Origin of the sequence: Mesorhizobium sp. M7A.F.Ca.MR.148.00.0.0 (genome assembly GCF_003997735.1) — a bacterium.
Taxonomy (GTDB): Bacteria; Pseudomonadota; Alphaproteobacteria; order Rhizobiales; family Rhizobiaceae; genus Mesorhizobium.
The window spans coordinates 1-16,037 of sequence record NZ_RZTB01000041.1; the positions used below are offsets into that span (position 1 = coordinate 1).

General features: G+C 63.9%; 20 protein-coding genes. 12 read left to right on the top strand and 8 right to left on the bottom strand.

The annotated features are described in order from the left end of the window. The 6 genes from EOB49_RS16965 to EOB49_RS16985 form a co-directional block, all read left to right on the top strand. Nucleotides 1-527, top strand: a 527-nt coding sequence (locus tag EOB49_RS16965; RefSeq protein ID WP_164781707.1) for a carbohydrate ABC transporter permease, incomplete at its 5' end; no start/stop codon positions are given. A gap of 46 nt (nt 528-573) precedes the next feature. After that, the gene (locus EOB49_RS36505; RefSeq protein WP_164748966.1) at nt 574-729 is read left to right on the top strand and encodes a hypothetical protein; all 156 of its coding nucleotides are present in this window, start codon (nt 574-576) and stop codon (nt 727-729) included. Next, a complete protein-coding gene (locus EOB49_RS16970) occupies nt 717-1,328 on the top strand; it encodes a rod-binding protein (protein ID WP_164748967.1) in 612 nt (203 codons plus the stop codon). Before EOB49_RS36505 ends, EOB49_RS16970 begins: the two co-directional genes overlap by 13 nt. Before the next feature lie 13 nt (nt 1,329-1,341). Further along, complete coding sequence (locus tag EOB49_RS16975) at nt 1,342-1,767, top strand: hypothetical protein (RefSeq protein WP_127270030.1); 426 nt, start codon at nt 1,342-1,344, stop codon at nt 1,765-1,767. 97 nt (nt 1,768-1,864) lie between these two features. Next, nucleotides 1,865-2,380, top strand: a complete 516-nt coding sequence (locus EOB49_RS16980) for a hypothetical protein (protein ID WP_127270032.1) — start codon at nt 1,865-1,867, stop codon at nt 2,378-2,380. 198 nt (nt 2,381-2,578) lie between these two features. Then, nucleotides 2,579-2,863 carry an SCP2 sterol-binding domain-containing protein gene (locus EOB49_RS16985; RefSeq protein WP_013529756.1) on the top strand — a complete coding sequence of 95 codons (285 nt, stop codon included), beginning with the start codon at nt 2,579-2,581 and terminating at the stop codon, nt 2,861-2,863. Between the two features lie 94 nt (nt 2,864-2,957). On the opposite strand, the gene EOB49_RS16990 is transcribed toward EOB49_RS16985, so the two are convergent. After that, nucleotides 2,958-3,527, bottom strand: coding sequence for an N-acetyltransferase (locus tag EOB49_RS16990; RefSeq protein ID WP_127381640.1), 570 nt, complete (start codon nt 3,525-3,527; stop codon nt 2,958-2,960). Between the two features lie 171 nt (nt 3,528-3,698). Next, the gene (gene odc2, locus EOB49_RS16995) at nt 3,699-4,832 is read right to left on the bottom strand and encodes an ornithine/lysine decarboxylase (RefSeq protein WP_127381641.1); all 1,134 of its coding nucleotides are present in this window, start codon (nt 4,830-4,832) and stop codon (nt 3,699-3,701) included. A 540-nt stretch (nt 4,833-5,372) separates the two neighbouring features. Between odc2 and EOB49_RS17000 the strand changes: the two genes are divergently transcribed. The 4 genes from EOB49_RS17000 (at nt 5,373) to EOB49_RS17015 (ending at nt 9,404) form a co-directional block, all read left to right on the top strand. Next, the gene (locus EOB49_RS17000) at nt 5,373-6,569 is read left to right on the top strand and encodes an amidase (RefSeq protein ID WP_127381642.1); all 1,197 of its coding nucleotides are present in this window, start codon (nt 5,373-5,375) and stop codon (nt 6,567-6,569) included. 2 nt (nt 6,570-6,571) lie between these two features. Further along, nucleotides 6,572-7,471, top strand: a complete 900-nt coding sequence (locus tag EOB49_RS17005) for a LysR family transcriptional regulator (RefSeq protein WP_023810038.1) — start codon at nt 6,572-6,574, stop codon at nt 7,469-7,471. A gap of 89 nt (nt 7,472-7,560) precedes the next feature. After that, nucleotides 7,561-8,229: a DUF1007 family protein gene (locus EOB49_RS17010; RefSeq protein ID WP_127381643.1), complete on the top strand. Its 669-nt coding sequence runs from the start codon at nt 7,561-7,563 to the stop codon at nt 8,227-8,229. Continuing rightward, complete coding sequence (locus tag EOB49_RS17015) at nt 8,226-9,404, top strand: nickel/cobalt transporter (protein ID WP_127381644.1); 1,179 nt, start codon at nt 8,226-8,228, stop codon at nt 9,402-9,404. The genes EOB49_RS17010 and EOB49_RS17015 overlap by 4 nt, the downstream gene beginning before the upstream one ends. Before the next feature lie 23 nt (nt 9,405-9,427). Here the strand turns inward: EOB49_RS17015 and denD are convergent, their stop codons facing one another. The 4 genes from denD to EOB49_RS17035 form a co-directional block, all read right to left on the bottom strand. After that, complete coding sequence (gene denD / locus EOB49_RS17020; RefSeq protein WP_127381645.1) at nt 9,428-10,405, bottom strand: D-erythronate dehydrogenase; 978 nt, start codon at nt 10,403-10,405, stop codon at nt 9,428-9,430. A gap of 16 nt (nt 10,406-10,421) precedes the next feature. Then, a complete protein-coding gene (locus EOB49_RS17025) occupies nt 10,422-10,634 on the bottom strand; it encodes a hypothetical protein (RefSeq protein WP_126071175.1) in 213 nt (70 codons plus the stop codon). Nucleotides 10,635-10,723: 89 nt separating this feature from the next. Further along, nucleotides 10,724-11,707, bottom strand: a complete 984-nt coding sequence (locus EOB49_RS17030) for a cation diffusion facilitator family transporter (RefSeq protein WP_127381646.1) — start codon at nt 11,705-11,707, stop codon at nt 10,724-10,726. A 10-nt stretch (nt 11,708-11,717) separates the two neighbouring features. Next, on the bottom strand, nt 11,718-12,404 hold the full coding sequence (locus tag EOB49_RS17035; RefSeq protein ID WP_127381647.1) for a GNAT family protein: 687 nt from the start codon (nt 12,402-12,404) through the stop codon (nt 11,718-11,720). 83 nt (nt 12,405-12,487) lie between these two features. Here EOB49_RS17035 and EOB49_RS17040 point away from each other — a divergent pair, with 83 nt between their 5' ends. Together EOB49_RS17040 and EOB49_RS17045 are read left to right on the top strand one after the other, a co-directional pair. Then, a complete protein-coding gene (locus EOB49_RS17040; protein WP_127381648.1) occupies nt 12,488-13,672 on the top strand; it encodes a pyridoxal phosphate-dependent aminotransferase in 1,185 nt (394 codons plus the stop codon). A 151-nt stretch (nt 13,673-13,823) separates the two neighbouring features. Continuing rightward, the gene (locus tag EOB49_RS17045; protein ID WP_127320181.1) at nt 13,824-14,189 is read left to right on the top strand and encodes a YciI family protein; all 366 of its coding nucleotides are present in this window, start codon (nt 13,824-13,826) and stop codon (nt 14,187-14,189) included. On the opposite strand, the gene EOB49_RS17050 is transcribed toward EOB49_RS17045, so the two are convergent. Beyond that, nucleotides 14,190-14,945: an SDR family oxidoreductase gene (locus tag EOB49_RS17050; protein ID WP_127381649.1), complete on the bottom strand. Its 756-nt coding sequence runs from the start codon at nt 14,943-14,945 to the stop codon at nt 14,190-14,192. A 258-nt stretch (nt 14,946-15,203) separates the two neighbouring features. Beyond that, nucleotides 15,204-15,941: a tellurite resistance TerB family protein gene (locus tag EOB49_RS17055; protein WP_127381650.1), complete on the bottom strand. Its 738-nt coding sequence runs from the start codon at nt 15,939-15,941 to the stop codon at nt 15,204-15,206. Nucleotides 15,942-16,037 lie beyond the last annotated feature (96 nt).

Consider the following 16,037-nt stretch of genomic DNA (forward strand, 5'->3'; position numbering starts at 1 on the left):
GGGCGCGGCAGGTCGGCTTGGCGATCTTCCTGGCCTATCTCGTGCCGCCCTCGATACTGTTCATTCCCCTGTCGGTAATGGTGTTCAACCTCGGGCTTTACGATACGCCGTTCGCGCTGATCCTCACCTATCCGACCTTCCTCATTCCATTCTGCACGTGGCTCTTGATGGGCTACTTCCGCTCGATACCCTTCGAACTGGAAGAATGCGCGCTGATCGACGGCGCGAGCCGCTGGCAAATCCTGACCAAGATAGTTCTGCCGCTGTCGGTGCCCGGCCTGATTTCCGCCGGCATCTTCGCTTTCACCCTGTCATGGAACGAATTCATCTACGCCTTGACCTTCATCCAATCGTCCGAAAACAAGACCGTGCCGGTCGGCGTGCTTACCGAGCTCGTACGTTCGGACGTCTATGAATGGGGAGCCCTGATGGCAGGCGCGCTGATCGGCTCCCTGCCGGTGGTGGTGCTCTATTCATTCTTTGTCGAGCACTACGTCTCCTCGATGACGGGGGCGGTCAAGGAGTGAAGCTGAGGCGGAAATCCCACCCTCGGCGGACCATCGAAGCAAGCTCGTGGGTGCCAAGCTGATCGTCAGCTTCCGGCCAAAGGCGACGATGGAAAAATCTGCCCGATGGCGCGAAGCCGGCAGCTTCGATCCGATCCGCGCACTCCGCTCCCTCTCCTTCCCGCAAGCCTGCCACAAGCTTGTTGAGGCATGGTCTGGCTAAGGAAAACCGGTAAAAGGCGGACTTTCTTGGCGATTTCTCCACCCAGCGACATCGTTATGGATGTGGCCCGAGCCGCCGACCCGGCGGATATCGAGACCGCCCGCGCCGCGCTGGCAAAGCGGGCCGGCGGCGCTGCGGGCACGTTTTCACTCGACACCGCCGCTTCGGTCGATGCCGGCTCGATCCTGTCGCGCGCCACCGCCGACAAGGCCGCCGCTGCAACCGACCCGGCCAACAAATTCAAGAAGTTCGAGGCGATGGTGCTGCAGACCTTCATCCAGAACATGCTGCCAAAGGACACCGAGGGCGTCTACGGCAAGGGCCTGGCTGGCGACATGTGGAAATCGCAGCTTGCCGAGCGGGTGGCCGACGTGATGGCCGAACGCGGCGGCATCGGCATCGCCAAGTCGATGCTTGCCGACCACTATCTCGAAGGCAAGCGCGTGGTTCCGGTCGGTCCGGTCTCGGGCGGGTTGGAAAAGACCGAGATCGACCAGCAAAACAGCCTGTCGACCTCGCTGGTCCACCAATTGCAGCGCAAGGCTGCGGGGTCGATGACCGGTGACGAGACGACCATAAAAACAAACATCAAGATCTAAACTGGGAAACGCCATGGCCGACTTTTCAGAATCCACCCCCAATCTGCCAGCACGCACGACCGCGTCGGAAGCGCCGATCCCGTTCGCGCGGCCCGGCAACCTCGCCGCCATCATCGGTCGCATCGAGGAAGTGGTCGAGGAAGAGACCGCCGGCATCCGCAACGCGACCAACTATGATCTCAAGGCGTCGAACGCCCGCAAGAGCCGCTACCTCTACGAGTTGACGCGCGCCATGAAGGGCGGCAGCGAAGCCGAATTCCTCGAACAGCACCGCGAGGGCCTGACCCGGCTGCGCCAGAAGCTGGCGAAGAACGAAGCGGCGATCCTGGCGCATCTCAGCGCGGTCAACGAAGTCGCCAGCCTGCTGCGGCACGCCATCCAGCGCGCCGAGACCGACGGCACCTATTCCGCCGGCGAGTTCGGCTGGATGAAGGCATGATGCCGAACACAAGCGACACTTCGGAGATACTGCCGAAGCAACGGCGCAGTGCCGCGTCGCCTTCGCAAGGGACTGATCAAGGGACTGACAAGAGCCGATGATCAAGGTCATCGCCATCGCCGTCTGGATCTGCGCCGCAACCCTCGGCGCCGTGTTCTATTCGTTCCAGGCGGCCGGCGAGCGCGGTGTCGGCGAAACGCCGAAGCCGATGCTGGGCGGTCTCGACTACGTCAAGACCGACATCATTTCGGTGCCGCTGATCCGCGATTCTGAGATCGGCGGCTATTTCCTGACCAAGCTCGTCTACACCGTCGAACCCGAGCAGATAAAGAAGCTGTCCATTCCGGCCGAAGCGCTGATCACCGACCAGGTCTATTCCTACCTCTATTCCAATCCGCAGATCGACTTCACCAACAAGGCGACCATCGATCTCGATGCCTTCCGCGCCGCAATCCGCGATACCGTCAACGCGCGTGTCGGCGCGCCCTTGGTGCATGAGGTTCTGATCGACCAGGTCAATTTCCTGTCGAAGGACGAAATCCGCGACAACTGGCTGCGCCGCAAGAAAAGCGAGACGGCGAGCGAAATGACCAAGGCGTTCAAGGAACACTGAGTTGCCCCGGCTCGGAGTCCCGGCCTCATCGGGGCTCACCTGCCGCGACGGCAGGAACCAACCGCCCGAATTCGCGTTGACGTAAACGTCAACCCAAAGCTATATGCGGCAGCGACCGTGATCGCGAAACCGCGGCATGGGCTTCGGCTGGATCGAAGCGCCGTTGCGAGACAGATGCAACCAGACAAGGAGAACAGCGTGAGCGTTCAGGAGATTGCCGAGAAGATCAAGTCGCGGGTGGCCAGCAGCGGGTTCGATCGTTCCGTGAAATTCGACACCGGCAGCGACGGCGTCATCGTCATCGACGGCGCAACCGTCTCGAACACCGATGCACCCACCGACTGCACCATCAAGCTCTCGCTCGACGATCTGGATTCGCTGATCGCTGGCGACCTGAACCCGACAATGGCGTTCATGACCGGCAAGATAAAGGTCGAAGGCGACATGACCGTCGCCATGGCGCTCAGCCAGCTGATCGGCTGAAGGCATCCAGCCGCCCAAGCGGCACCCACCAAGCGCAAAAACGCCGCCTTTTCGGGCGGCGTTTTTTTTTGCATGAAATGCTGCCGGCTTCGTGTCAGGCCGCCGATATCAGTTCCAGCGCCTTCAGCTTGCGGCCGGCCGCCTTCAGCGTGCCGTGCACGCCGCCAAGCGCGCCTTCCACCAGTTCCAGCGCCAGCAGGCGGTGCCGCTCATAGGGTCCCGGCATGGCAAATGAACCGGTCTTCTCGGCCGAGAAGCCGAAGCGCGCGTAATAGGGCGCATCGCCGACCAAAAGGATAGCGGCATGGCCGAGACGCGCCGCTTCGGCGATGGCATGGCGCATCAGCGCCGAGCCGATGCCGGCATTCTTGAGCGACGGGTCGACGGCAAGCGGGCCAAGCAGCAGCGCGGCCGCACCGCCCTCACCCAACCTGACATCCCACAGCCGCACGGTGCCGGCCACGCCGCCCGAAGCATCGCGGGCGACGAAGGCCAGCCCTTCCGAGGGCCGCCGGCCGCGCCGCAGCTTCTCCGACGACTTTTTCCGGCGCTTCGGCCCCATGGCCCGATCGAGCAACGCCTCGCGCGCCGCAACATCGGCGGCGATTTCGGCAACCATCACAATGGCCGGTGCGTGGCCCCCAATTTCAACTGGCATTTCCATTTCAACTGACATTTCCATTTCCGTAATCCCTGGCGAGCGGAGATCTGTTCCACAGGCGAGCCCGGGTGGACGACAGGCGCCCACCTGGGATGATCTGATCGGCTCTCTCAGCGCATTTTCAGGCGAAGTTGTGTCCGGTTCGCCGTCCGAAAATGCGCTGAGGAAGCGCCGTCAGATCACGTAGGATCGGAGAGGCTCGAAGCCGTTGAAGGCGACCGCCGAGTAGGTGGTCGTGTAGGCGCCGGTGCCTTCGATCAGCACCTCGTCGCCGATGGTCAGCGACAAAGGCAGCGGATAGGGCGTCTTCTCGTACATCACGTCGGCCGAATCGCAGGTCGGGCCGGCGAGCACGCAAGGTGCGGTCTCCGTGCCGTCATGCGGGGTGACGATCGGATAGCGGATCGCCTCGTCCATCGTCTCGGCGAGACCGCCGAACTTGCCGATGTCGAGGAACACCCAGCGCACATTGTCGTTGGCCGCCTTCTTCGAGATCAGCACGACTTCCGACTTGATGACGCCGGCATTGCCGACCATGCCACGGCCCGGCTCGATGATGGTCTCGGGAAGCGCGTTGCCGAAATGCTTGCGCAGCGCCGAGAAGATCGCCTGGCCATAGGCCTGGGCGGCCGGCACGTCACGCAGATAGCGCGTCGGGAAACCACCGCCCATATTAACCATCTTCAAGACGATGCCTTCTTCGGCGAGCGTCGCGAACACCACCTTGGCGTCGGCCAGCGCACGGTCCCAGGCGGTCAGGTCGGTCTGCTGCGAGCCGACGTGGAACGACACGCCATAGGCGTCGAGGCCGAGCCCCTTGGCATGGCGCAGCACGTCGACGGCCATCGCCGGCACGCAGCCGAACTTGCGCGACAGCGGCCATTCGGCGCCCTCGCCATCGGTCAGCACGCGGCAGAACACGCGCGCGCCTGGAGCGACGCGAGCGATCTTCTCGACCTCTTCGACGCAATCGACGGCGAACAGGCGGATGCCGAGCTGGTAGGCGCGTGCGATGTCACGCTCCTTCTTGATGGTGTTGCCGAAGGAGATGCGGTCCGCCGGCGCACCGGCGTCCATCGCCATCTCGACTTCGGCAACGGAAGCGGTGTCGAAGGACGAGCCCATCGCAGCAAGCAGGCGCAGGATTTCCGGCGCCGGGTTTGCTTTCACCGCATAGTAGATCCTGGAATCGGGCAGCGCCTTCTCGAAGGCGCGGAAATTGTCGCGCACGACATCGAGGTCGACGACGAGGCAGGGGCCGGACGGACGTCGGGTGGCGAGGAAGTCAAGGATGCGCTGGGTGGCCATCGGGGTCTCTCCATCAGCGCCTTTCGGCGCGCAATAAGGCTGCGGGACGCGGGCTGTCAGCCTCGCGAACACGCGGTGGACAAAGGCGGGACGGATATCCATGGAACCAGCCGGTGGAGACCCCGGAACCATGAAGCGCCGTCTCGCGGCGGTGAACCTTGGCCTTGCCCGGCCTCGGTTCGCTTTGTCTGCCTTGGCTTGGATGGGAGACCCGTCCGCACTGCCGGCAATGAAGGTGTGCCTCTTCAGTAACCCCGGTTTTTGGACAACCGGCAGAACACCAGAAAGGCCCGCACCGTCGTTGCTTCAAGGTGTCCTCGGGCTGGCGGTTGGCCGCTAGACCGACTGGAGGGGTTGGCTCCAGTTACCTTACCGATTTCCCTCACCATTCGAGGATCGGCGGACACCCACAGGCACGTGCGACTTTGGGCAAGCGCGATATAAGGGCGAAGACTTTCACAATCAATAAAAATCGTATCGCAGGTTGTAAAATTTCTGGCGTCGAACAATGTTGCGGCAACCGTATCCGGATATCGAACGATGACAGGCACGCACGGCCCTCTCAACGCCTTTCTCGATCTTCGCCGGATGCCGGTGGCACATGCCCAGCTAGGCCCGCTGGCCGGCCTGCGGCTGGCCGTCAAGGACATCTACGACGTCGCCGGTTACCGCACCGGTTGCGGCAATTTGCAAAAATTCGCCGAAAGCCCCGCGGCCTCGCGCACCGCACCCGCCGTGCAGATGATCCTCGATGCCGGCGCACGCTTCGTCGGCAAGACGCAGACCGACGAGCTTGCCTTCGCGCTGTTCGGCCAGAATGCGCATTTCTCGTTTCCGGTGAACCCGGCGGCACCCGACCGCGTCACCGGCGGCTCCTCATCGGGGTCGGCGGCGGCGGTGGCGGGCAGGCTGGCCGATATCGCCACCGGCTCAGACACCGGCGGCTCGATCCGCGCCCCGGCGAGCTTTTGCGGACTGATCGGGCTGCGCACCACGCATGGCCGCATTCCGCTCGACGGCACGATGAAGCTGGCGCCGAGCCTCGACACGTTCGGCTGGTTCGCCGACGACATCGAGACCTACGAGACCGTCGGCAAGCTGCTGCTCGGCCGCGATCCGCACCAGCACGTGTTGGACCGGCCGCTGGCGCTGGATTGGCTGGATGGATTGGTCGCCCGCCCGGCGCTGGCCGAATATGGTGAAATGAAGGGGCTGGCGGGCGCGGTCTTCGGCGTGCCGGCGACGCCGGCAATCCGCTTCTCCTCATCTCCCGATGAACTCTACTGGTGCTTTCGCCGGCTGCAGGCCAGGGAGGCCTGGGCGGTGCATGGCGAATGGATCACCAGCGGCGAGCGCGGCCTCGGCCCCGGTGTCGAGGAGCGTTTCGGCTTTGGCCGTGCCGTCGATGACAGGACAGCCCAGGCCGAGACGGTGCGACGTCTGACCTTTCGCGGCGAACTGAACGCCCTGCTCGGCAGGAACGGCTTCCTTGTCCTGCCGACCGTGCCTGGTCCGGCGCCTTACGTGGACAGCACGCCGGAGCAGTTCCAGGCCTATCGCGAACGGGCGCTCCAACTTCTGTGCCTGGCCGGCCTGTCCGGTTTTCCACAGATCACGCTGCCCGTCGGCTCGGTCGCCGGCGCCCCGTTCGGCCTGTCGCTGCTTGGCCCTTCCGGCAGCGACATTGCCCTGATACGGCTCGGCGGGAAACTTCTCGACGCGGCACGAAAGGCCTGACCATGGACACACTGACGCGCATGCGTGCCTTCATCGACGTGGTCGAGGCCGAGGGCTTTTCGGCGGCGGCGCGCAAGATCGGTCGTTCCAAGGCCTTGCTGTCGAAATATGTGCGCGAGCTGGAGGACGAACTCGGCGCTTTGCTGCTCAACCGCACCACGCGCCAGTTCTCGATGACCGAGGCCGGCCATACCTATTACCGGCGCGCCTCGGAGATCGTGCGCGAGGTCGACAGCCTGGCCGACGCGGTGCGTGAATCCTCCGGCGACGTGCGCGGCCGGATCAAGCTGTCGGCGCCGCGCACCTTCGCCGACGCGCCGATCGGCCAGTCGCTGATCGACTTCGCCAAGCAGCATCCCGACATCGTGCTCGACATCCAGCTCGACGACCGCTTCGTCGATCTGGTCGAGGAGGGCTTCGATCTTGCGGTGCGCATCTCGCGGCTGGAGAACTCGTCGCTGATCGCCAGGCGGCTGGCGCCGTTTTCGATAAAGCTCTGCGCCTCCCCCGAACTGATCGCCAAGCATGGCATGCCGACAAGGCCGCAGGATCTCAGCCGCATGCCTTGCATCGTCGACACCAATGGCCGCGGACTGAACAACTGGCCGTTCAAGGGCGACAATGGCGATCCGGTGAGCGTTTCGGTGTCCGGTCCGGTCGAGGTCAACAGCCCGATGACGGCGAGAGCCGCGGCCGTGGCGGGCCTCGGATTTACCGTCCTGCCGGATTTCATCGCCGCGCCCGACCTCGCGAGCGGCCGGCTGGTGGCGGTGATGGATGACCGTATCCTGTCGGGCGGCGGCATCTTCGCCGTCTACCCGCACCGTCGCTATCTGCCGGCGAAAGTCCGCGTCTTCGTCGACTTCCTGGTGCAGTGGTTCAGGACGCGCGAGGCTGGCTGACCGGCGTCAATAGTCTCGTGGTCCCAATTTCGCCCCCTTTCTGGTAACTCTCGGCAACTCTTCCGAGGCCTATGGAATCGCGACCCAGAATGCACCTGAAACGGCACGCAATCATGCTGGCTTCGGCCTTGGCGGCTACTTTTGCCGCCATTGGACCGGCTTACGTGCATCCGCATGTCTTCGCCGAGGCCCGCCTCGATGTGATTCTCTCCCCGGATCACCAAAGCGTGAAGGCTCTGCGTCATCTCTGGCGCTTCGACGATCTGTTTTCCTCGACCGTGATGATGGAGTTCGACAAGAACTCCGACCTGAAGCTCGATGACAAGGAGCTGAAGGAAGTCGCCGACACCGTTCATGCCTCGCTGGCCGAGTTCAATTACTTCCAGCTCGTCACCGTTGACGGCAAGGACGTGGCGATGACGCCGCCGCCGCATCTGATGGCCAATTTCGACAACGATCAACTGATCATCCTGTTCGAGTCCGAACCGAAGGTGCCGATCAAGCTCAACGGCAAGATCGATATCGGCGTCTACGATCCGACATTCTACACGGCGATCGACTTCACCGAGGACTCCAACATCACGGTTGAAGGCCTGCCCTCGAACTGCACCAGCAAGGTGGTCCGTCCGGACCCGGACGAAGCCATCAAGGAAAACCAGAAGACCCTCACCGATGCCTTTTTCAACGATCCGACCGGCACCGATATGAGCAAGATCTTCGCCACCAAGCTCGAACTGACCTGTCAGCCAGAAGGATGAAGCCGGTGACGAAACCGTCCCTGCGTTTGGCATTCGGCCTGTTGGCCCTCACTGTCGCCATGATGCATTTCGCCGACGCCGCTCATGCCCAGAGTTCGCTCGGCATCGGCGTCAATGACGGCATGGCGCCCACCACCGGCCCGTTCGCCCATATCCTGATGTGGATCAATCTCAGGCAGCAGGAATTCTACCGCGCGCTGGCAACGGCGATGAAGGCGATGCGCCAGGACGGCAGCAAGATCTGGATACTCGTCGGCCTGTCCTTCGCCTACGGTATTTTCCATGCTGCCGGCCCCGGCCACGGCAAGGCAGTGATCTCGTCCTACATGGTGGCCAATGAGGTGGCGTTGCGGCGCGGCATCCTGTTGTCCTTCGTCTCGGCGCTGCTGCAGGGCCTGACCGCGGTCGCGGTGATGGGGGTCGCCTATTTCGTCCTGCGCGGCACCTCCGTCTCGATGACGGACGCAGCCTGGTTCATGGAGATCATGAGCTTTGTCTTCGTCCCCCTGTTCGGCGCCTGGCTGCTGTGGCGCAAACTCGGCCCCGCCGTCCTGCGTCTGTTCGGCAAGGGCCCGGCCTACAGCCTGTCGGCGGCTCACGCCGGTCATTCCCATGGGGGTCATTCGCACGGCGCGCATTCGCATGCCGGTCACTCCCATGCAGCTCACAGCCATTCGGCGCATGCTCGTTCGCACGCGCTACACGCGCATGACCATGTGCACGGCCCTTCGCACGATCATCACGATCATGCCGAACACGATCACGCTCATCACGATCACGCGGCGGGCGAAGTCTGCGATACCTGCGGCCATTCGCACGCACCCGATCCGGCGCTGCTGTCGGGCGACCGCTTCGACTGGCGCACGGCGTGGACGGCGGTGGCGGCGGTCGGCATCCGCCCCTGCTCCGGCGCGCTGATCGTGCTGAGCTTCGCCCTGCTCAACGGGCTCTGGCTCGGCGGCCTGCTGTCGGTGCTGGCGATGTCGCTTGGCACGGCCATCACCGTTTCGGCACTGGCGACACTGGCGGTGACCGCCAAGAACTGGGCGGTGTATTTCGCCGGCGACGGCCGCATGGGCAACCGCATCCACTCGATCGTCGAGATCGGCGGCGCGGCGTTTGTGTTCCTGTTCGGACTGCTGCTGCTGTCGGCGAGTTTGGCGAGCGGCGGATAGGCCGGCGCCACGAGGTTCGGAGTTTAACCCGCGATCTTGCCGCCGAGCTCATCCTCGATGTGAGCGCGGATGATCTCGTCAAAACTCTTTTCGGCGCTGAAGCCGAGCTCCCGTGACCGCTTTGCCTCGAAGCGCGTCGGCCAGCCCTTGACGATCGCCCAGATCGTCTCATCCGGAACCTCGCGGATCAGGCTTACCGCCTTCGGCCCGGCGATGCGTTCCAGCGCCTCGATCTGCTCGCCGACGGTGACGGCAACGCCGGGCATCGTCAGGTTGCGGCGCGGCCCGACTGCGCTGCCGTCGATCCCTGCCGCATGGATCAGGAAGTTCACCGCCGAGCGCGGGCTGGCATGCGTGTGCACGACCGAGCGCGGCACCGGCAGGATCGCTTCGTGGCCGCTCAAGGGCTCGCGGATGATGCCGGAGAAGAAGCCGGACGCCGCCTTGTTCGGCTTGCCCGGCCGCACACAGATCGTCGGCAGCCGGATGCCGATACCGTCGAAGAAGCCGCGCCTGGTATAGTCGGCCAGCAGCGCTTCGCTCATCTGCTTCTGGGTGCCGTAGGAGGTCAGCGGCGTCGGATGGAAGTCGTCGGGAATGACATCCGGGAACGGCGCGCCGAACACCGCGATCGACGAGGTGAAGACGACGCGCGGCGCAAAGCCCGCCAGCCGGATGGCATCGAACAGGGCCCGCGTGCCATCGAGATTGACGCGGTAGCCGAGATCGAAATTCGCTTCCGCCTCGCCCGACACGATGCCGGCAAGATGGAACACGACGTCGGGGCGCGATGCGACCAGGCGCTCAGTGGCCCCTGCTTCGGCGAGATCGCCAGTGTGCAGCGTGACGCTGACGGCATCCAGGCTCGGCGCCTGCGGCGGCACGATATCGTGTAAATCGAGCGCCGTGATCTTGCGGCTGCGCAGCATGCCGTCCTTGGCCAGCCGGGCGATGAGCTTGCGGCCGACCATACCCGCGGCGCCAGTGATCAGAATGCGCATATCGAAAATCCCTTGCCTATTTACCCTGGTTTTTGCGCTGGTTGCGGGCCCGCAGCCAGAACACCGAGAAGAACGCCAGCACGAAAACGATGCCAAAGGCGCCGGCCAGCACGGTCGAAAGGCTGCCGAGTGCCAGCATCACGGTCGGCAGATAATAGGCGCCGATACCGAACAGAAGCATGATCCACACGGCAGCGATAAGAGCATTCCTGGTGTCACGATCCATCACGCCGCACCACGGCAGCGGGTGTTCATCAAGCTGGTTTTCAAGGTTTTGCAACTCCCGAGGCAGGACAATCGACATCGATCGATCCGGTCCTAGTGATGGTGGTCGTGATATGCAGCCGCTTCATGCCCGTGCCCGTGGTCGTGCTCGTCGCCGTCGTCGGCGCACTGGCCGAATTCCGGTTCCACGGTGGCATGGCTGATGCCGTGCTCGCTGGCAAGCCGCTTCTTGACGGCACTCACCGCCTGATGCGCATCGACGCCCTCGTCGAGACAAGCATGCAGCGTCGCCATGTTGCTGGTCCCATCAAGCGACCAGACATGCATGTGGTGCACTTCGCGCACCCCCCGGACGGTCGCCTCGAGATCCCTGGCGATCAGATCGCGGTCGAGGCTTGGCGGCACCCCCTCGAGCAGGACATGGGCGGCTTCCCGCATCAGCGACCACGCCGTGTAGAGGATCAGCAGTGAGACCAGGACCGACAGGATCGGGTCGATCGGCGTCCAGCCGGTCGCCAGGATGACCAGCGCCGCCGCGATAGCCGCAGCCGAGCCGAGCAGGTCGCCAAGCACATGCAGGATGGCGCCGCGCATGTTCAGGCTTTCGCGGTCGCCGCCATGCAGCACGAAGAACGCGCCGATGTTCACCAGCAGGCCGAGGATCGCCACCACCAGCATCGGCCCGCCAAGCACCGGTGCCGGCGCCTGCAGCCGCCCCCAGGCCTCGTAGACGATCCACAGGGCGATGACGAAGATGGCGATGCCGTTGGTATAGGCCACCAGCGTCTTGACCCGGCCGAAGCCATAGGTGAGGCGAACGGTCGCCGGACGGCCGCCAAGATGAAACGCATACCAGGCAAGGCCGAGCGCGATCGAGTCAGCGAGCATGTGGCCGGCATCGGCCAGCAGCGCTAGCGACCCGGTGAGGATGCCGCCAAGCGCCTCGGCGACCATGAAGCCACCGGTCAGGCAGGCTGCGATCAGAACGCGTTTCTTGTCGGTCGAGCCATGCACATGACCAGCGCCGTGATCGTGCCCGCTATGATCGTGCCCGCTGTGATCGTGGGTATGTGCCAATGGCGAACTCCTAAGCGCCGAATTCCGCGCGACAATCCTCGAGCCGTCGCTTCTGCTGGCCGTCGCCATCGAAATTGGTCGGATCGAGCCATGCCGCATAGGCACTGCGCAGCGCCGGCCACTCCTTGTCGATGATCGAATACCACGCGGTGTCGCGGTTTTCACCCTTGACGATCAGATGCTGGCGGAAAATGCCTTCGAACTTGAAGCCGAACCGTTCGGCCGCCCGCTTCGATGGCTCGTTGCGGTTGTTGCACTTCCATTCGTAGCGGCGGTAGCCGAGTTCGTCGAAGATGTATTTCATGAACAGGAACTGCGCTTCGGTCGCTCCCGGCTTGCGCGAGATGAGCGGCCCCCAATAGATGTTGCCGATCTCGATGACGCCGTACGCCGGATCGATGCGCATCAGCGTCTGGCGTCCGGCGACCTTGCCGCTGGCCTTGTCGATGACGGCGAAGAACAGCGGATCCTCGCTGGCCTCGACCTTGTCCAGCCATGGCTGGAAGGCGGCGCGGGTCTCCGGCGGATAATCGGGCAACCAGGCGAAGCGGCCGTCGATGTCGGACACGGAGGACGCTTCATAGAGGCCGTCGCCATGTTTTGCGGCACTCAGCGGTTCAAGCCGGACAGTGCTTCCGTCGATGGTCTTGCGTTCGGGCCGCGGGCGCGGTTGCCAATCCCTGAGATTTTCCGACACCGAAAGCTCCAATCCGTTTGACTTTTGCCAGCCGAAGCTCACAAAAACGCGACCCAACAGCAAGAACCACACGGACGGGAAAAATGCTCCACACGATTTCGGCCTTCGACCGCCTTGGCGAGGAAAACGCCTTTGCCGTGCTCGCGAGGGCCACAGCACTTGCCCAACAAGGCCGCGACATCGTCAATCTCGGCATCGGCCAGCCCGACTTCAAGACGCCGCAGCACATCGTCGAGGCGGCGATCAAGGCGCTGCGCGACGGCCATCACGGCTATACACCGGCCAATGGCCTGCTGGCGACGCGCGAGGCAGTGGTGCGCCGCACGCTGACCACAACCGGTGTCGAAGTATCGCCCGAAACGGTAATGATCCTGCCCGGTGGCAAGCCAACCATGTTCGCCGCGATCCTGATGTTCGGCGAACCTGGCGCCGAAATCCTCTATCCCGATCCGGGCTTCCCCATCTATCGCTCGATGATCGAGTTCACCGGTGCAGCCCCTATTCCCGTGCCGATGCGCGAGGAAAACGGCTTTGCCTTCTCCGCCGAGGAGACGCTGGCGCTGATCACTTCGAAGACCAGGCTGCTGATCCTCAACTCGCCCGCCAATCCGACCGGCGGCGTCACGCCGCGTGCCGAGATCGAGAAACTGGTCAAGGGGCTGGAGGCGCATCCGCACGTCGCCATCCTCTCCGACGAGATCTACGACGTCATGACCTATGATGGCGAGACGCATTGCTCGCTGCTCGGCTTTCCCGAGATCCGCGACCGGCTGATCGTGCTCAATGGCTGGTCGAAGACCTGGGCGATGACCGGCTGGCGCATGGGCTGGTCGATCTGGCCGAATGGCGACAAGGGCGCCCATCTCTACGACAAGGTGCGCAAGCTGGCGGTCAACTGCTGGTCCTGCGTCAACGCGCCGAGCCAGTTCGCCGGCATCGCGGCAATCGACGGCCCGCAAGACGATGTTGACAAGATGATGGGCGCCTTCGACCGCCGCCGGAAGATCGTCGTCGAGGGGCTGAACGCGCTGCCCAACATGTCCTGCATCACGCCCAAAGGCGCGTTCTACGCTTTCCCCAACGTCTCGAAGACCGGCTGGAAAGCCAAGAAACTCGCCTCGGCGCTGCTCGACGAGGCCGGCGTGGCGCTGATCGGCGGTCCCGATTTCGGCATTCTCGGCGAAGGCTATATCAGGCTCTCCTACGCCAATTCCGAGGAGAACATCTTGCGGGCGCTGGAACGGATCGGGGCCTTCCTGGCGAAGTAAGCCTGAAAGCGGCCCGCTGTCCTCTTCCGGACAATTTGCGGCTGTGGCATGACGGTGTCATGAGCCGTCCGGAGGCGCGCGGGCAAGACTGGGCGTGCATGTCGAGAACGGCTACGGTCCTCGGATCAGGATCGAAGGGGGGTGACATCGGATGTTCTATGCAATCCTTGCCTATCATGTGGAAGACGCAATCAAGGCGCTGACGCCGCAGGAAGATACGGCGCTGATGGCTGACTTGCTCAAGATCCATGAAGGGCTCTATGCCGACGGCAGCCTTGGCCCGTCGGCGCGGCTTGGCGCGACACAATCGGCCTGCACCTTGCGCGGCGGCTTGATCGTCGACGGCCCCTTCGCCGAAACCAAGGAACAGCTTCTCGGCCTCTATGTCGTCGACTGCCCGACGCGGGACGATGCCATCGCTATCGCGCGCGACTTTCGTCGCGTCAATCCGACCGCCGTCTACGAGATCCGTCCTATCGCGCTCTATCTGCCCGGCGCAGAGCTACCGGGAGAATAACTACCCACGCCCGACAAACGGCATCTTGGTCGCCATGACGGTCATGAACAGCACGTTGGCGTCGAGCGGCAGGCTGGCCATGTGGACGACGGCGTCGGCGACGCGCTGAACATCCATCACCGCTTCGGCTGATATCGAGCCGTTGGCCTGCGGCACGCCGACCGTCATCGGTTGCGCCATGTCGGTCAGGGCATTGCCGATGTCGATCTGGCCGCAGGCGATGTCATAGGGCCGGCCGTCGAGCGCCAGCGTCTTGGTCAGTCCTGTGATGGCATGCTTGGTCGCCGTGTAGGGCACCGAGCCCGGGCGTGGCGCATAGGCCGACACCGAACCGTTGTTGATGATGCGGCCACCCATCGGCTTCTGCTTGCGCATGGCGCCAAAGGCGGCACGGGCACACAGGAACGAACCGGTGAGGTTGACGCCGACGATATCGTTCCACACTTCGACCGGTATCTCGTCGATCGGCGTCGATTTGTAGCCCATGCCGGCATTGTTGAAGAGCAGGTCGACACGGCCGAAGGCCGCCGCCACGGTCTCGAACAGATCGTCGACCTCGCCTGCCTTGCTGATATCGCAGGCAACCGCCAGGGCCTTGGCGTCGGTGGACCCGGCCTCGGCCACGGCTGCATCCAGCACGGATTTGCGGCGTCCGCAGAACACTGTGTTCCAGCCCGCCTTGAGCAGCGCCGTGGCGACGCTCTTGCCGATGCCCGTGCCGGCCCCGGTGACGATGGCGGTTCTTTGCTCGGTCATGGCTGTTGTCCTCCGGCAGCGCTGCGCTTGCTCGACTGATTTTCGGGGTTTGGCTCGAAAAAGGAAGGCATCGCAAATGACGGCGGCGATGGCAAGCGTGTCCATCCGATCGGGCCGACAAAAAGGGCGGCCATTGGCGACCGCCCCTGATCTGAACCGGGCTTGGGAGGAGGAAAAGCCGATCCGACTGTGTTGAATGATGCGCTTGCTGGGTTAACGAGAGGTTAACTTGGAAAGCGCCTCCTGTGCCGTTTTGGCCTACCAGCGCGGATTGGGTGACGTCCCTGCCTTGGCCGGCACCTTGGCCGCCGAAACCGTTGCCTCGACATGGTCGACCAGCGCGTCCGGCAGGCCGAGCCGGCCTGCAAGCAGGTTGAGATAGCCACGCTCGGCGCGGGTGTCGGGATCGATGGTCAGGCGCGACGCCGTGTAGAGTTCGAGCTTCTGCGCGTCGGTCTTGGCGTCGGCGACCAGCGTGTCGAGGTCGAGCGGGCTTGCCAGCTCCGCCATCAGGAACTTTTCGGCATCGGAGTCTATGCCGGCCAGGCTGAGCTTGCCGGCGATCTTCTGGCGCTCTTCATCGTCGATATGGCCATCGGCCTTCGCCGCCGAGATCATCGCCCGTATCAGGGTCAGCGTGAATTCGTCCTCGCCTTGCGGCGCCTGCGACGGGTGGAAGGCGGTGTCCTTGGGCGGCGGCAGCAATTCCGGTTCGCCGGCCGCCGGTGCTTCGGCGGGTGCGTTGCCGGCCTTGTAGTTCTGGTAGGCCTTGTAGGCGAGGCCGCCGATGGCAGCCAGTCCGCCAAGCTTCACCGCGGCGCCCGTCACGTTACGACCGGCACCAGTTCCAAGCAGCACGGCGGCCAGTGCGCCGGCGGCCAGCGGATTGTCCTTGGCCATCTGCACGGCCTGCCCCGCCTTGTCGCGGACGGTGCCGCTGGTGCCGGGGATTTGCGAGCCGAGCAGATCGTCGAGAAGCTTCTTGGGATCGAACATTCAGTGCCTCCAGGATTTGCCCGGCCGAACGGGCAGGTTTCGAACGTCGAAGACGTAGGCCCCGAAACTTGACATTGCAATGACAGGCGGCCGCTT

Excerpts from the sequence above, each read along its gene's own strand:
- EOB49_RS17010 (WP_127381643.1), top strand. The coding sequence starts at position 7,561 with ATGCACCTGAAACGGCACGCAATCATGCTGGCTTCGGCCTTGGCGGCT.
- EOB49_RS16970 (WP_164748967.1), top strand. The coding sequence starts at position 717 with ATGGTCTGGCTAAGGAAAACCGGTAAAAGGCGGACTTTCTTGGCGATT.
- odc2 (WP_127381641.1), bottom strand. The coding sequence starts at position 4,832 with ATGGCCACCCAGCGCATCCTTGACTTCCTCGCCACCCGACGTCCGTCC.
- EOB49_RS17055 (WP_127381650.1), bottom strand. The coding sequence starts at position 15,941 with ATGTTCGATCCCAAGAAGCTTCTCGACGATCTGCTCGGCTCGCAAATC.
- denD (WP_127381645.1), bottom strand. The coding sequence starts at position 10,405 with ATGCGCATTCTGATCACTGGCGCCGCGGGTATGGTCGGCCGCAAGCTC.
- EOB49_RS17045 (WP_127320181.1), top strand. The coding sequence starts at position 13,824 with ATGTTCTATGCAATCCTTGCCTATCATGTGGAAGACGCAATCAAGGCG.
- EOB49_RS16980 (WP_127270032.1), top strand. The coding sequence starts at position 1,865 with ATGATCAAGGTCATCGCCATCGCCGTCTGGATCTGCGCCGCAACCCTC.
- EOB49_RS16990 (WP_127381640.1), bottom strand. The coding sequence starts at position 3,527 with ATGGAAATGCCAGTTGAAATTGGGGGCCACGCACCGGCCATTGTGATG.
- EOB49_RS17000 (WP_127381642.1), top strand. The coding sequence starts at position 5,373 with ATGACAGGCACGCACGGCCCTCTCAACGCCTTTCTCGATCTTCGCCGG.
- EOB49_RS17050 (WP_127381649.1), bottom strand. The coding sequence starts at position 14,945 with ATGACCGAGCAAAGAACCGCCATCGTCACCGGGGCCGGCACGGGCATC.
- EOB49_RS17015 (WP_127381644.1), top strand. The coding sequence starts at position 8,226 with ATGAAGCCGGTGACGAAACCGTCCCTGCGTTTGGCATTCGGCCTGTTG.
- EOB49_RS17040 (WP_127381648.1), top strand. The coding sequence starts at position 12,488 with ATGCTCCACACGATTTCGGCCTTCGACCGCCTTGGCGAGGAAAACGCC.
- EOB49_RS17005 (WP_023810038.1), top strand. The coding sequence starts at position 6,572 with ATGGACACACTGACGCGCATGCGTGCCTTCATCGACGTGGTCGAGGCC.
- EOB49_RS16975 (WP_127270030.1), top strand. The coding sequence starts at position 1,342 with ATGGCCGACTTTTCAGAATCCACCCCCAATCTGCCAGCACGCACGACC.